The organism is Frankia sp. R43, assembly GCF_001306465.1.
Taxonomy (GTDB): domain Bacteria; phylum Actinomycetota; class Actinomycetes; order Frankiales; family Frankiaceae; genus Parafrankia; species Parafrankia irregularis.
Window position 1 is genome coordinate 1,790,136 of sequence record NZ_LFCW01000001.1, and the last position, 13,842, is coordinate 1,803,977.

At 72.9% G+C, this 13,842-nt stretch carries 14 protein-coding genes; 6 read left to right on the forward strand and 8 right to left on the reverse strand.

Translation table 11 applies throughout. The features are described 5' to 3' along the window. Positions 1-50: 50 nt before the first annotated feature. Complete coding sequence (locus tag ACG83_RS06800) at positions 51-1,136, forward strand: hemolysin family protein (protein WP_054565167.1); 1,086 nt, start codon at positions 51-53, stop codon at positions 1,134-1,136. 347 nt (positions 1,137-1,483) lie between these two features. Here the strand turns inward: ACG83_RS06800 and ACG83_RS06805 are convergent, their stop codons facing one another. Next, positions 1,484-1,888, reverse strand: coding sequence for an antibiotic biosynthesis monooxygenase (locus tag ACG83_RS06805; protein ID WP_054565168.1), 405 nt, complete (start codon positions 1,886-1,888; stop codon positions 1,484-1,486). Positions 1,889-1,966: 78 nt separating this feature from the next. On the opposite strand from ACG83_RS06805, the gene ACG83_RS06810 reads away from it, so the two are divergent. Continuing rightward, the gene (locus tag ACG83_RS06810) at positions 1,967-2,848 is read left to right on the forward strand and encodes a hypothetical protein (RefSeq protein WP_063793017.1); all 882 of its coding nucleotides are present in this window, start codon (positions 1,967-1,969) and stop codon (positions 2,846-2,848) included. Positions 2,849-3,061: 213 nt separating this feature from the next. Here the strand turns inward: ACG83_RS06810 and ACG83_RS43965 are convergent, their stop codons facing one another. Further along, on the reverse strand, positions 3,062-3,559 hold the full coding sequence (locus ACG83_RS43965) for a hypothetical protein (protein ID WP_063792984.1): 498 nt from the start codon (positions 3,557-3,559) through the stop codon (positions 3,062-3,064). Between the two features lie 397 nt (positions 3,560-3,956). Here ACG83_RS43965 and ACG83_RS06820 point away from each other — a divergent pair, with 397 nt between their 5' ends. Both ACG83_RS06820 and ACG83_RS06825 read left to right on the forward strand, forming a co-directional pair. Beyond that, positions 3,957-4,829 (forward strand): helix-turn-helix transcriptional regulator, encoded by an 873-nt coding sequence (locus ACG83_RS06820; protein ID WP_054565170.1) that lies wholly within the window; start codon positions 3,957-3,959, stop codon positions 4,827-4,829. Further along, positions 4,826-5,047, forward strand: coding sequence for a DUF397 domain-containing protein (locus ACG83_RS06825; RefSeq protein ID WP_006543224.1), 222 nt, complete (start codon positions 4,826-4,828; stop codon positions 5,045-5,047). Before ACG83_RS06820 ends, ACG83_RS06825 begins: the two co-directional genes overlap by 4 nt. A gap of 141 nt (positions 5,048-5,188) precedes the next feature. Here ACG83_RS06825 and ACG83_RS06830 read toward each other — a convergent pair whose 3' ends face one another. Then, positions 5,189-5,416, reverse strand: a complete 228-nt coding sequence (locus ACG83_RS06830) for a DUF397 domain-containing protein (RefSeq protein WP_054565171.1) — start codon at positions 5,414-5,416, stop codon at positions 5,189-5,191. A 172-nt stretch (positions 5,417-5,588) separates the two neighbouring features. After that, complete coding sequence (locus ACG83_RS06835; protein WP_054565172.1) at positions 5,589-6,419, reverse strand: PD-(D/E)XK nuclease family protein; 831 nt, start codon at positions 6,417-6,419, stop codon at positions 5,589-5,591. 342 nt (positions 6,420-6,761) lie between these two features. On the opposite strand from ACG83_RS06835, the gene ACG83_RS06840 reads away from it, so the two are divergent. Further along, a complete protein-coding gene (locus ACG83_RS06840; RefSeq protein ID WP_054565173.1) occupies positions 6,762-7,097 on the forward strand; it encodes a chorismate mutase in 336 nt (111 codons plus the stop codon). Positions 7,098-7,377: 280 nt separating this feature from the next. Here the strand turns inward: ACG83_RS06840 and ACG83_RS06845 are convergent, their stop codons facing one another. The 3 genes from ACG83_RS06845 to ACG83_RS06855 form a co-directional block, all read right to left on the reverse strand. Beyond that, positions 7,378-8,094: a DUF1003 domain-containing protein gene (locus tag ACG83_RS06845; protein WP_054565174.1), complete on the reverse strand. Its 717-nt coding sequence runs from the start codon at positions 8,092-8,094 to the stop codon at positions 7,378-7,380. Then, positions 8,091-9,470 (reverse strand): magnesium transporter MgtE N-terminal domain-containing protein, encoded by a 1,380-nt coding sequence (locus ACG83_RS06850; RefSeq protein ID WP_054565175.1) that lies wholly within the window; start codon positions 9,468-9,470, stop codon positions 8,091-8,093. The genes ACG83_RS06845 and ACG83_RS06850 overlap by 4 nt, the downstream gene beginning before the upstream one ends. A gap of 260 nt (positions 9,471-9,730) precedes the next feature. Then, on the reverse strand, positions 9,731-11,218 hold the full coding sequence (locus ACG83_RS06855) for a TerD family protein (RefSeq protein ID WP_054565176.1): 1,488 nt from the start codon (positions 11,216-11,218) through the stop codon (positions 9,731-9,733). Positions 11,219-11,298: 80 nt separating this feature from the next. On the opposite strand from ACG83_RS06855, the gene ACG83_RS06860 reads away from it, so the two are divergent. After that, complete coding sequence (locus ACG83_RS06860) at positions 11,299-11,982, forward strand: suppressor of fused domain protein (RefSeq protein ID WP_083473042.1); 684 nt, start codon at positions 11,299-11,301, stop codon at positions 11,980-11,982. Positions 11,983-12,001: 19 nt separating this feature from the next. Here ACG83_RS06860 and ACG83_RS06865 read toward each other — a convergent pair whose 3' ends face one another. Continuing rightward, the gene (locus ACG83_RS06865) at positions 12,002-13,669 is read right to left on the reverse strand and encodes an aldehyde dehydrogenase family protein (RefSeq protein WP_255354691.1); all 1,668 of its coding nucleotides are present in this window, start codon (positions 13,667-13,669) and stop codon (positions 12,002-12,004) included. Positions 13,670-13,842 lie beyond the last annotated feature (173 nt).

Here is a 13,842-nt window from a genome sequence, read left to right on the forward strand (position 1 = left end):
GGGCACGGTCAGGACCGCCGCAGGTCCGAGTCGACGACGGAGAAGGCTCGATGAACCTTCTCGCCTTTCCGGCTGGTCTGCTGCTGCTGGCCGGGAACGCCTTCTTCGTCGGCGCCGAGTTCGCTTTGATCTCGGCGCGGCGCGACCGCGTCGAGCCGACGGCCCAGCGCGGCGACCGACGCTCGCAGGCCGTCCTGGCCCATCTGGAGCATCTCTCCCCGCTGCTGGCGGCCACCCAGCTGGGCATCACGGTGTGCTCGCTGGCGCTGGGCGCGGTCACCGAACCCGCCGTCGCCCACCTGTTGGCCTCGGGCCTGGACGCGGCCGGAGTCCCCCACGACGCCCAGCACGTGATCGCGTTCGTGATCGCCCTGGGCATCGTGGCGTCGCTGCACATGGTGCTCGGCGAGATGGTGCCGAAGAACCTCGCCATCGCCGGCCCCGAACGAGCCGCCCGCTGGCTGGGCCCACCGCTGTTCGCCTTCGCCCGCCTGGTCCGGCCGTTCATCCTGTTCCTGAACGCGTTCGCGAACACGGTCCTGCGGCTGCTGCGGGTCACCCCGTCGGACGAGCTGACGTCCGCCTACACACCCTCGGAGCTCGGGGCGCTGATCGGCCAGTCGCGGCAGGAAGGGCTGCTGCACAAGGGCGAGCACGAACTGCTGACCCACGCGCTGGAGCTGTCGGTACGCACGGCGCGCACGGTGCTGGTCCCGAGCGCGGACATCGTCACCGTGCCCTGGACGGTGACGGCCACCGAGCTGGAGAGGTTCGTCGCCGAGACCGGCTTCTCCCGGTTCCCCGTCCGTGCCCCGGCGGCCGGGCCCGGCCGGGAACAGGGCACGACCGCGGAACTGGCCGGGTTCCTGCATGCGAAGGACGTCCTGGGGATCCCCGAGGACGCCCGGGACGAGCCGCTCGTGCCGCGGCGGCTTCGGCCCATGGTGCGGATTCCCGTGGACCTGCGCCTCGACGAGGTGCTCCGCCTCATGCAGCGGACGAAGAGCCACCTGGGCCGCGCGGTGGACGCGGCGGGCAGCACCCTCGGCGTCGTCGCCATGGAGGACGTCGTGGAGGAGTTCGTCGGCGAGGTGGAGGACGCGAGCCACCGCGGTGCCGCCGACAGCCGGTCCTGAGGCATCGGTCCCCGGGCCCCACGCCCCTGGCGGTCCGTGTCCACCCGGCCGGTCGCCTGGCAATCCGCAAGAGTGAAGGATCTTGGTCGTTCTGACGACCAGAATCCTTCACTCTTCGGAGTCGCCCCACCGGGCCGCGATCAAGATCCTCAGTTTTTGCCCGGCAGCGAAGCCAACCCGGCGTTCAGGATTCCGTTGCACGCTCCGAGCACCGAGCACCGAGCACCGAGCACCGAGCACCGAGCACCGAGCCAGGTTCGAACACCCCAGGCAGAGGGCTGCCCGCGCCGCCCGTCGCCCGCCACGCGCACAGGACTGACGGCGCGGGCCGCGCCACGAGGACGTGGTCAGCCGGCGGCCGGCGCCGCGCTCTGGACGACCTCAAAAGACCACAGAGTCGCACCGGAGGCGGCTGGCCCACCGTGACCACCCGGTGCGCCGGCCGGCGCACCCGCGGGCGCACCGGAGGGGGCGCCCCCGGGATGGCCATGGGCTGGCGGCGCGGTCTGCGCGCCGGCGGCCCGGTGCCCCTCGCTGAAGGCCATCGAGGACTGCCACTTCTGGAAGTCATCCTCGCTGCGCCACCGGGTGTAGACCAGGTAGGTGTCGGTCCCCTCCAGCGGACGCAGAAGCTCGAACCACTCGAACCCGTCTGCCTTCTCGACCATCCCGGCCCGGCCGGCGAACCTCGCTTCGAGGGTCTCCCGCATCGCCGGGGGAACCGTCAGCACATTGATCTTCACGACACTCATGCCCGCAACGGTAATGCGGGACGTCCCGGAGTGACGTCGTCATCCCCACCGGTGGCTCATGCCGTACAGTCGGCCGGCGTGTCCCGTCTTCCCCGTCTGGCCGTGGTCCTCGGCGTCGGCGCCGCAGCTGACGATCCGGCGGTGTATGGGGCCGCCGGCGCGGCCGCGCTCATCGCCCTCACCGAAGGCGGGCTGGAACCGATCATGGTGCTCGCCTCCAGTGGCGGTGGCAGTGCCGGCGACCTGGCAGCCCGCGCGGCCGAGCGGTCGCTGGCCGGGTTCGGGCTGGTCGACCGGCTCACCCGCCTGCCCGGCCCGCTCGCCGTGGGCCCCGTGCCCGCCGATGGTGGCCCGCGCCGCTCGTTCACGCTGTCAGGCGCCGGCCCGCAGCACGACGGGGACGGCGCGACGGCCCTCGCGCATCAGGACGCGGTCGTGTTCGTCAGCACGCCCGACCTGCTCGGCAGGACCGGCCTGGCCGGCGTGTCCGACCTGGCCGGCGTGTCCGACCTGGCCGGCGTGTCCGACCTGGCCGGCGCTTCTGACCTGGCCGGCGCGCCCGGCGCCGCGGCGGCGACCACGGGTGAGAGCGCACCGCCGGTGGCCTGGCGCGACGATCCGTCGTCGCCGGCGGCCCCGGGTCGATGGGGCGAGATCCACTTCTTCGGCGGGGTCTTCCACATCGAGCTCGAAGGCCTGTTCAAGGTCTCCGCCGACCCGGACCTGGCCGGCCCGCAGGGCCGGTGGATCGGCGAGTACCTGCGCGGGCGCTACCTGCTCCCGGCGCGCTCGGACATGGTGCGCGATCCGGCGCGGTTCGGCGGGCGGCTCCGGGCGGCCGCCATCGGCCGGGCACCCGGCCGCCGCTATCTGACCGCGCTGACCCGCGAGGTACGACGGGGCCACGCCCGCGCTGCCAGCGCGGGCTACCCTCTGCCTCTCCGGGCCCACTCCCACTGAGCCGCTCCCCCTCACGGGAGCGTGTGGCAAGCCCTAGCTTCGTGCTGCCGCTGCTGCCGCTGCTGCCGGGCAGGATCTGAGGATCCTGGTCGCCAGCACGACCGGAATCCTCAGATCTTCGGGCTGCCGCTTCGAGCTACCGCATCGGGCTGCCGGCTCCGCACACCGGTCCGCCGCGGCGGACACGCTGCGCCGGCCCCGGGAGCCGGACTCTCAGCGCCCGCCACCACCGCCGGGAACGGGGCGGCCTGGCTGGCCCGCGGCGGCCCGAGTGCTCCACGCTCCCGGCGATGCCGCGGTACCCGATGCCGCGGTGGCGGGCGGTGCGCCGGCCACCACGGCTGACGACTCGACCCCCGGGACGTAGGTGGGCGGCTCGTGATCGTTCTGGCGTCGCCCCACGACCAGCTGGCACAGGCCCGGCTCGACGGTCCAGGTCCGGCGGTCGAGCTGGTCCTCGATCCGGATCGGCAGCCGGGCGAGCGGCTCGGCCGCGCGCCGATGGCCCCAGGCGTGTGCGGCCTCCCAGGTCTCGAAGATGCCCACGAACTGGCCGTCACCGTCGAAGACCTGGAAGCGGCTTTCCTCGCCGACACGCGGATCGGCGGCCGCCTGCCGAGGATCCGCCGGTTGGGCCGCCCCCGCGGCGGTGGACCCGTCGAAGGCCGGACCGCGCCAGCCTGTCGTACGGGCGGCCGAACCACCGTCCATCATGATCCCCCCCGCGCAGCCGTGACGGCCCATGACAGAGCCGCCCGCCGGCCACCATAAGCAATATATCGGACACATAGTGTCAGTCGAGAACCGTGAGCGACGCACGTGCATTCACGATGATTGTGCATCCATTGTTCCCACCCCCAGCCAACTTATGCTGAGATCATGACGCTCAGGCTACATTGGCATGCGAACGGTTATATTTCGTTAACTCTTTTAAATGACACGAACACCTGGTAGCCCCGTGACGGCAGAACTCGCTCTTCCGTTCGGTGTGCTCAGCGCGCGCTCCCCGCCGCTTTGAACCCGATTCGGCGCGCGGGCAGGCGTGGCATGCGCCGCGCGCTCCGCGATGACGCGCAAAGCATCAGCCAAACGGCCATAGAGAGGCACCATGTCCGAGCTCACCATCGGGGGAAGTCCGACAGTGCGCCGTCGGCGGCTCGGCGCCGAGCTTCGCCGACTCCGGGAACAGGCGGGGCTGTCGGCGGACGACGCCGCACGCCACCTCGAATGCTCCCCATCCAAGATCAGCCGGGTGGAGACCGGGCGGACCCCGGCCCGCGTCCGCGACGTCCGCGACCTGCTCGATCTCTACCTGGTGAACGACTCGTCCGAGCGGGGGATCCTGCTCGACCTGGTGCGCCAGTCGAAGGAACAGGGCTGGTGGCAGTCCTTCGGCGACGCGGTACCCGACTGGCTGGAGACGCTGATCGGCCTCGAGGGCGACGCAGACACGATCTGCACCTACGAATCGGTTCTCGTCCCCGGCCTGCTGCAGACCGAGGAGTACACCCGCGCGCTCGCCATGGACTTCGACGGTGAGGGCTCGCCCTCCGAGGCCGAGCGCACGGTGGCCCTCAAGCGGGAGCGGCAGAAGCGACGCGGCCAGACCGGGCGGCGCATCCACGCCCTCCTCGACGAGGCTGTCCTGCGCCGTCCGGTCGGCGGGCCGGAGGTCCTGCGCGGCCAGCTGGAGCACCTGCTGGCGGAGGCGTCCAGCGGGCGGGTCGTCATCGGGGTGATCCCCTTCCGCGCCGGCGGCTACCCGGCTCAGGGCTTTCCGTTCACCCTCTTCGAGTTCCCCGATACCAGAGACCAACCCGTGGTCTATCTGGAGGCTCTCTCCGGCGCGGTGTACCTGGAAAAGGCACACGAGGTTCGCCGCTATAAAGTCGCCTTCGACAAACTCAGAGCCTGCGCTCTCGGTCCCGACGAGGCAGGCGCCATGATCATGCGCATAGTTGAGAAGGTGAAAGTGGAGTGAACGCATACACAAGCGGTGCCGGCAAGGGTGGCGTCGAGTCCCTCGCTTGGCGGACGAGCAGCTACAGCCAGCCGCGTGGAAACTGCGTCGAATGGGCACCCGGTGCGGGCTCGGCGTTCGTACGGGACTCCAAGGACCGCGCCGGGGGCACGCTGGTGTTCTCGGAACGGTCCTGGTCGTCGTTCGTCAGCGCCATCCGCACCGGCGCGCTGAGCTGACGCCGGCGGCCTGAATGCTGATGTCAGCGGCCTGAGTCGGCCAGCCCGCCGCCCGGCTCGCTTCCGGTACCGTCCCGGGACCGCGAACGGCCGGGCGGCGGGCGTGCGGAGACCGCCCCGAGTACACCAGGACGTCAGACGTCAGGACGTCAGGTCGAACTCGCCATCCGCGAGGCCGGCGAGGAAGTCATCCCACTCCGCGTCGGTGAACAGCAGGACCGTGCCGACAGGCTGGTCCGAGTCACGCATGGCCATGCCACCCGGGACCCTCGCCACCTCCACACGGTTGAGCTCGCCCTCCCCCGCCGCGGCGGAGCGCCACGACGCGCTGGCGAGATCCCGGTGGGTGTAGGAGAACTTGCGCGGCACTGGTACGGCCCCCCGACCTGGTCAGAACGGATATGGGTTGCGGTCGCCAGGGCAGGCGGGCGACCCGCGCCGACCGGCGCAACCCTGAAGAATCACCACCCTAGAAGCCTTGACGCGGCCCGGCGCGCAGGTTGCACGGCGAGTCACCGCCGGCGACAACAAGCGGCCACAGTCATTCGGCCAGCCCCTCCCAGGGCTCCCGGTCGGGCGATACCGCGCGCCCCTGCGGGCAGTGCCGCCGGAAGTCACACCAGGAGCACAGCGGGCCCGGGCTCGGCGCGAACACGGCATCCGCATCGGCACCGGCGCGCAGCCGGTCGGTCGCCTCGGTGATGTCACTCGCGACGGACTCCGCGCGCTGCACATGCCGCTGGAGCGAGGCGTCGGTGTGCTCGGCCACGGCAACCGTTCCGCTGGGCAGATGGTGCAGCTCCACCCGGCGGCACGGGGTGCGCAGCATCCGCCCGGCGGCCAGGGCGTAGAGCGCCAGCGCGGACGACCCACGGGCGTCGGCCTCGGTGAGCGGGCGCCGCCCGGTCTTGTAGTCGACCACGACGAGCTCACCGTCCCGCTGGTCGAGACGGTCGACGCGGCCGTGGAAGGCCAGCTGCTCGGTGCGGGTGGCCACCTGACGCTCCACGGCCCGCGGCTCGGCGGCGGGGTCGAGCCCGGCGGTGTATCCCTCGACCATCGCCGCCGCGCGCTCCCGCCAGGCCGCCGACTGCTCCCGGTCACGGAAACCGTCGGTGACCCAGGCCATGCGCAGCAGCCCGCCGGCGCGTTCCGGAGTCCGCGCCGGCAGCGGGACGTCCCACCAGCGGTGCAACGCGTTGTGCACACTGACGCCGACGGAGGTGTGCGCCCACGGCGGGCCCTTGGGCGGCGCCGGGCGATCCAGGTAGGTCATCCGGTATCGGCGCGGGCAGTCCTCGAACGCAGCCAGCCGGGACGGCGTGCAGGAGAACAGCCGGCGGGGCATCCCGGCCAGCTCCATCTGGTCCATCTGCCGATCATGCCACCGGGGGTCACGAGCCCGGCTTCACATCCGTACCTTCTGGACTGCGCGGACCACGCCTGGCATGCTCGGTCCATGCAGTTCGGTGGGCCTCAGACGCGCGCGCTGGAGAGCACAGCTCTGTCAGCGGCGATCGGGGCACCACAGGCCAGGATCGGGCGGCCGGGTGTCGGCCGGGTCGGTCTTCGTCCACCGCGAAGGTTTTATGGGGGCCGGGTTCGGTCCCCGCTCTGCCGCTGATCGCACGCGGCTCCGCTCAGACCACAGCCCGGCAACACCCGGGTCCTTCGTGGCGCGGGCCGCGCCGAGCCCTACCGAAGGGCCCCACCCGTGACGAACGTCGTCGACGCCGCAAGCTCCGCCACGACCTCACCGGCCGCCGAGGCTTCCGAGTCAGCCACGCCCGCCACCTCCGCGCCGACCATCGCCTCCATCGACGAGGGTCGTCAGCTGATCGATGACATCGACATCAGGATCCGCGCCCTCGTGGCAACCCGCAAGGATCTGTCCGCCCAGGTCCAGGCGCTGCGTGCGGCAGCCGGCGGCCCGCGGGTCGAGCACGGGCGGGAGAACGCGATCATCACGGCCTGGGCGGACGAGCTTGGCCCGCGGGGCGCCGAGATCGCGCTGGCTGTACTGACCCTCTGCCGCGGCAACCTGCCGTAGGCCCGCCAATATTGATCTAGGTCGCCGCACGCCTCGTCAATACGGACAAAACGGGCGTGGAGTGCCCGGCAGTCCGCGTGAAGCAAGGATTTTGACCATCGGAGCGCCCGTCACAGAGTCCCAGGCCTCGGGCTTCCACTGCCGCCGCCGCTTCCGAGCAAGGAGTGAGGATTCTGGCGCCTGCAGCAACCAGAATCCTCACTCCTTGCGGATTACCAAGTGACTCCGCGCCCTTTTGTCGCTATTGGTGTGAACTGCGGACGCTGCGCGGCGGCGCGGGTCAGCTGCTTTCCCGCGGGTCAGGCGAAGCGGCGGGCTCCCCCGGGCCGCCCGCCGCGCCGGATCCACCGGTGCCGCCGGATCCACCAGTGCCGCCGGAGCTGGACGTCCGGGCCAGGCCTGCCGGCCTGCCAGCCCCGTTCTTCCCTCCGGCCCCGTTGTGCGCGCTGGGCACGCTCTCGCGCTGGCGACGGCGCTCCCGCTTGTCCTTACGGGACTTCTCCGCCCGGGAGCCCCCGCCGTCCAGGTCGGCGAGCAGCGCCCTCAGCTCGGACCGCAGGAAGTCCCGGCTGGCCAGGTCGCCGATGGAGATCCGCATGGCGGCGAGCTCCCGGGCCAGGTAGCCGGTGTCATCCTGCAGGCGCACCGACGCCTCCCGGTCCTGCGCGAGATTCGCGCGGTCCCGGTCGTCCTGGCGGTTCTGCGCCAGCAGGATCAGCGGCGCCGCGTATGCGGCCTGCAGGGACAGTGCCAGCGTCAGGAAGATGAACGGGTAGTTGTCGAAGCGCACCGAGGCCGGGGCCACGATGTTGTAGACCACCCACATCACGATCACCACGGTCTGCACCGCGATGAAGCGGGCGGTGCCCAGGAACCGGGCGATCCGCTCGGCGACGCGGCCGAAGGCATCCGGCTCATAGCTGGGCCGGACCTTCACCCGCCGCGACGCGTGCGGCTGGTCGAGCCGCCCCGCCCGCCTGCGCAGCAGCCCGATCATGTGGCCGCCGGCGCGCTACCCACCTCGCCGCGCCCACCCGGCTCCGGATCACCGGCCGGCGGAACACCCAGCAAGCCCGGTGACGCCCCGTCCGTCTCGTCCGCGCCGAGCTGGTGCTCGCGCCAGTCCGACGGCAGCAGGTGGTCCAGCACGTCGTCCACGGTCACCACCCCCACCAACCGTCCCGCGTCATCGAGGACGGGCGCCGCGACCAGGTTGTACGAAGCCAGGTGGCGTGTCACCTCGGGCAGCGGCGTATCGGGACGCAACGGGGTGATGTCGACGTCGATGACGCCGCCGACCAGGGTGCTGGGCGGCTCCCGCAACAGCCGCTGGAAATGGGCGAGGCCCAGGTAGCGCCCGGTCGGTGTCTCATAGGGCGGACGGACCACGTACACCTGGGCGGCCAGCGCCGGTGACAGCTCGGGGGCGCGCACGCGCGCCAGCGCCTCGGCGACCGTCGCGTTCGGGGCGAGGACCACCGGTTCGCTCGTCATCATGCCGCCCGCGGTGTCGTCCGCGTAGACGAGCAGGCGGCGCACCGGAGCCGCCTCCTCGGGCTCCATCAGGCGCAGCAACCGTTCGGCCTCATCGGTCGGCAGCTCGCCGAGCAGGTCGGCGGCATCGTCGGGGCCCATCGCCTCCAGCACGTCGGCGGCACGCTCGGCGGCGAGACCGCCCAACAGCTCCACCTGCTCGTCCTCCGGGAGCTCCTCGAGGACGTCCGCGAGCCGCTCGTCGTCCAGGGCCGCCGCCACCTCGGCCCGCCGCTTGCTCGACAGATGGTGCAGCAGCGACGCGAGGTCCGCGGGGCGCAGCTTCTCGAACGCGGCGAGCAGGTTCGCCGCGCCCTGGCCCTCCTCCGGCAGGGAGAAGCCGGTCACCTCGTCCCAGCTGACCGTGCGGACCTCGCCGCGGCGACCCCGGCCGACCCGGACCGCGACCTGGTCGAGGATCCAGTCGCCCGTGCGGGTCGGCTCGATGGCGGCGTCGACGACGGTCACCTCGCGCCCCTGGTCGGCGGCGCCGCCCGCGGACCGGTCCGCGGGCGGCGGGAGCAGGGTCACCCGGCGGTCGAGCAGCTCGGCGAGCACGCGGGTCTCGTTCGGGCGCTGCGCGAAGCGACGCCAGCTCAGCCGGGCCGACGACAGCACCACGGCGCCGGACTCGACCCCGGTGACCCGCGAGATCGGCACGAAGATCGGCCGGCGCTGCACCTCGACGGCAAGACCGAGCACCCGCGGGGGCTCATGGCCCAGCCGGAGGGTGACGATCACATCGTGGACCCGGCCCACCTGGTCCCCGTTCGGGTCGAGCACCAGCAGGCCGGCGAGACGTCGGCAGTAGACCCGGGACGGACCCGGCCGGGCGGTCATCGGTGGCCTCTGGCCGGGGGGCTGGCAGGGACAGACACAGCGGTCACGGGCGGAGGCTACCCGCGTGTCGGGGCGTCGCAACCCGCGGGCCGCGAGACCACGCGCGACACACCACTGGTCGCCTCACCCGTTCGGCGTTCGGTAACCGCCGGACACCAGGCGCCACCGACCGCTCGGCGCTGCCGACCGCTCCGAGGCGCCGACCGCTCCGAGGCGCCAACCGGCCAGAGGCGCCAACCGGCCAGCAGGGCCGGCGCCGCTCAGAGGTACTGGCGCGCCGGGCCGACCATGGCGCGGACAGTTCGCCCGTCATGGAACTCGCCGATCGCCGTCATCGCCCAGGTGGGCGCGCCCGGCTCCCGCTGCAGCCGGCACATCACCAGACCGGTCGCCGGCTTCGACTCCGAAAGGTCGAAGCGGACCAGCTCCTGGCCTGTCTGATCGTCGATCAGCCGGCAGAACGCGTTACGGATGTCGGTGAACGACTGCCCCTGGAAGCTGTTCACCGTGAAGATCAACGTGATCACGTTGGGCGGCAGGGCCGCGAGGTCGACCATGATGGTCTCGTCGTCGCCCTCGCCCTGACCGGTCAGGTTGTCCCCCGAATGGCGGACCGCCCCACGGGCGCCCTTCTTCGACATGAACCAGACCTTGTCCACGTCCTTGCCGCGATCATCGAACAGGATGCACGAGGCGTCGAGGTCGATGGACTTGCCGAACTGGGCGGGATCCCAGCCGAGCCCCATCCGGACCCGGACCAGCGGGGGCGCACCGGTCTTGACCAGCGACACGCTCTGCCCCTTGCGCAGCGAGACGCGCCCCTTGTCGAGGTTGATCTTCCCTGCGCCGGCGGCCGCACCGGCGACCGGGGCCGGCCCGCCCTGCGGCGGGCCCCACTGCTGACCCCCCGCGGGTGGCGGCGGCGGACCCCACTGCTGGCCCGGCGGCGGAGGCGGCGGACCCCACTGCTGCTGGCCGGGTGGGGGACCCCACTGCTGGCCCCCGGGAGGCGGCGGCGGAGGCGGACCCCACTGCTGGCCCGGCGGCGGGCCCCACGGCTGACCGGGTGGCGGCTGCTGGCCAGGTGGCGGCCCAGGCGGCGGGCCCCACGGCGCTCCCCCCGGCGACGACGGCACGACCTGGGTCGGGGCGTCCCACTGCGACGGGCCCGCGGGCGGCGCGGGAGGTGCCGGCGGCGGAGGAGGCGGCGCCTGTGAGGCGGCGGGCGCCGCGGAACCGGTGTTGCCGGTTCCCGGGTCGTCGACCGTGATGCCGAAGTCGGTGGCGATCCCGGCCAGCCCGGAGGCGTACCCCTGCCCGACCGCCCGGACCTTCCAGGCACCGGAACGGCGGTACAGCTCGACGAGCACCAGCGCCGTCTCGGTGCTCAGCCCGGCCGGGTCGAAGCGCGCGATCTCCTGGCCGCCCCGGTCCCGGACCACGACCGTCAGACCGCGGACGGCGGCGAACGTCTGCGGCCCTGATCCGTCCAGGCTGCCTGTGACGACCACCTTGTCGATGTCGGCCGGCACGGCGGTGAGGGTGAACTCCAGCGCGGACGGCGGTGCGAGGCGGACCCCGGGACCGGCCGGCTGGTTGAAGAAGACGAAATCCGCGTCGCCGCGCACCTTGCCGGACGCCGTGAGCAGCAGCGCGGCGATGTCCAGCGGGGTGGACGACGAGATCTCGACCCGCAGGTCCGTCGCCGGCAGCGCGGCGTTCGCACCCTTGCCGAGCACCTGTGCCATCTGACTCTCCGATCCGCCGTCACACCAGGCCCGCCGTGGAAACGAACAAGTGCGGCGTCGTGATCCTACGATCGACCGCTATGAGCGCAACCGACGATCCGATGCATGACAACCTCGCCTGGGCGGGGCAGCCGCTCGGCGGTGACGACGTCCTGCGGCGGGTCGAGGGCCACCTGACCGGATGGTTCGGCCCGGACAGCGGCCGGGCCAGCCTCACCTTTCTCGGCACGGACCCGATCGAGGTCCTTCGGTTCGGCCCGGACTCCGACGGCGTCGTCCGCTACGTGACGCTGGGGATGGCGCGGGAGCCCATGACGCCCGCGGACGCGACCGTTCGGGACCCCGCCGGCCCGCGGGCCGAGCTCGTTCTCTCGCTGCGCGGACGCCGGGACAGCGCCGCCCGTGCCCTGGCGGTTCTCGCGTCCGTCCCGGTGGTGGAGGGCCGGCCCGTCGTCGCCGGCAGCGGGCTCGATCTGGGTGAGCCGCTGTGGGAGGGCGGGCGGTTCACCGCGGTCCTGGTCGGCGAGCCGGGCGGGCTGGTTCCCGACGTCGAGCTCGGGCGTGGCGGCCCAGCTGGCGGCGACGGTGAGCCGCCTGAGACAGCCGGCGGGCCCGCGCCGGTGCGTTTCCTTCCGCTGCTGCCGATGACCGCCAACGAGGCGGCCTACAAGCGTGTGCACGGCGCCACCGCGATGCGCCAGCGCTGGTTGGACGCCGGTACCGACCTGCGCGACCCCGACCGCGCCGAGGTCGACCTGAGCTGACCGTCGCGCCGCCCGAGGCTCAGAGCTCGACGCCGGCCAGGACCATCACCCGTTCGACCGTCAGATCCGCCATCGCGGCACCGACGCCCTCCCGCCCCAGGCCCGAGCCCTTCACGCCGCCGTAGGGCATCTGGTCGGCGCGGTAGGACGGCACGTCGCCGATGATCACGCCGCCGACCTCCAGCGCGCGGTGGGCCCGGAAGGCCGTCCCGAGATCGCGGGTGAACACGCCGGCCTGCAGGCCGTAGGAGCTGTCGTTGACGCGGGCCAGGCCATCGTCCAGGCCGTCGACGGGCTCGAGCACCAGCACCGGCCCGAACACCTCCTCGCTGGCCACCGTCGCGTCGCGCGGCACGCCGGTCAGCACGGTCGGCGCGAAGGCCGTGCCCTCCGACCCGCCGCCGCAGAGCACGGTCGCACCGCGGGCCACCGCCTCCCGCACCCAGGCCCCCACCCGCGCCGCGGCGGCGCCGTCGATCAGCGGCCCGACGTCGGTCGCCGGGTCGGTGGGGTCCCCTCCGCGCAGCTCGAGGACGGCGGCGACGATCTCCTCCCGGGCCCGGCCGTAGAGCGTCCGGTCGACGAACACCCGCTGCACGGCGATGCACGACTGGCCGGCCTGGTAGTTCGAGAACAGCGCGATCCGCCGCGCGGCATGGCGCAGGTCCGCCGGGTCGGAGTAGTCCGCGGCGACCAGCACCGCCGCGTTCCCGCCGAGCTCGAGGACGACGTGCTTGCGCGGGACGGCGTCCCGGATCGACCAGCCGACCCGGGCCGATCCGGTGAAGGACACGACCGGCAGCCGCGGGTCGGCGACCAGGGCGGGCATCTGGTCGTCGGTGACGGGCAGGACCGACCAGGCGCCCTCCGGCAGGTCGGTGCCGGCGAGCAGCTCACCGAGCAGCAGCGCGGACAGCGGGGTGCGCGGCGCAGGCTTGACGATGATCGGCGCGCCGGCGGCGATCGCCGGCGCCACCTTGTGCGCGACGAGGTGCAGCGGAAAGCTGAACGGCGCGATCCCCAGCACCGGGCCGATGGGGAAGCGCCGGGTCAGCGCGATACGTCCCTCACCGGTCGGATCGGTGTCGAGCCGGTCCACCTCGCCGGCGAACCGCCGGGCCTCCTCCGCACCCCAGCGGAAGGTCGACGAGGCCCGCGCGACCTCCGCCCGCGCCCAGGTGATCGGCTTGCCGGACTCGCTGGTGATCAGGTTGGCGATCTCGTCGCCGCGCCGCGCGATCTCACGGGAGATGCTGGTCAGCGCGCCCGCGCGGACATGGGCGGGCAGGGCGGCGCAGGCTCGGGCGGCGGCTGCCGCGGCGGCCAGCGCGTCCTCGATGTCGGGGGCCTCCGGCCGGGCGACGGTCGCGACGAGCCGCCCGTCGTAGGGGCTGCGAACCTCGAACGTCGCGGTGGAGCGACGGCGACGCCCGGCGACCCAGAAGCCGGTGACCGACAGGCCCCCGCCACCGCCGCCGCGGCCGCTGCCGCCACCGGCACCGCCGGCACCGCCGGCACCGCCGCCGCCAGCACCGCCGCTGCGGCCCCGTCCGGCGCGCCGCGAGCCTGGCCCGATGGCGGACGGGCCGACGATCCACGGCCCGCGCACGGCGTCACGGGCCCCATCACCGGGCCCGGGACGCCCCGGATACCCGGAACCGCCGTCCTCGATCACACCGACCACCATCTCCTCGCCGAAACGGACAGGCGTCTCGCGTCGGCCGCCACGGATTTCCCACCCGTCGAAATCCACAGGACAACAAGTAACCACGACGGAACTATCACGACTCATCCGGTCCCCGGAACGGGCCACGCAGGCTCTCCAGCACCGCGACGCACACCCCCGAAGCGGGGGGCACT

Bases quoted from the DNA above. Each gene is read 5' to 3' on its own strand.
- ACG83_RS43965 (WP_063792984.1), bottom strand. From the start codon at position 3,559: ATGGACGGTGGTTCGGCCGCCCGTACGACAGGCTGGCGCGGTCCGGCC.
- ACG83_RS06845 (WP_054565174.1), bottom strand. From the start codon at position 8,094: ATGATCGGGCTGCTGCGCAGGCGGGCGGGGCGGCTCGACCAGCCGCAC.
- ACG83_RS06860 (WP_083473042.1), top strand. From the start codon at position 11,299: ATGAGCGCAACCGACGATCCGATGCATGACAACCTCGCCTGGGCGGGG.
- ACG83_RS06835 (WP_054565172.1), bottom strand. From the start codon at position 6,419: ATGGACCAGATGGAGCTGGCCGGGATGCCCCGCCGGCTGTTCTCCTGC.
- ACG83_RS06805 (WP_054565168.1), bottom strand. From the start codon at position 1,888: ATGAGTGTCGTGAAGATCAATGTGCTGACGGTTCCCCCGGCGATGCGG.
- ACG83_RS06820 (WP_054565170.1), top strand. From the start codon at position 3,957: ATGTCCGAGCTCACCATCGGGGGAAGTCCGACAGTGCGCCGTCGGCGG.
- ACG83_RS06800 (WP_054565167.1), top strand. From the start codon at position 51: ATGAACCTTCTCGCCTTTCCGGCTGGTCTGCTGCTGCTGGCCGGGAAC.
- ACG83_RS06850 (WP_054565175.1), bottom strand. From the start codon at position 9,470: ATGACCGCCCGGCCGGGTCCGTCCCGGGTCTACTGCCGACGTCTCGCC.
- ACG83_RS06865 (WP_255354691.1), bottom strand. From the start codon at position 13,669: ATGGTGGTCGGTGTGATCGAGGACGGCGGTTCCGGGTATCCGGGGCGT.
- ACG83_RS06855 (WP_054565176.1), bottom strand. From the start codon at position 11,218: ATGGCACAGGTGCTCGGCAAGGGTGCGAACGCCGCGCTGCCGGCGACG.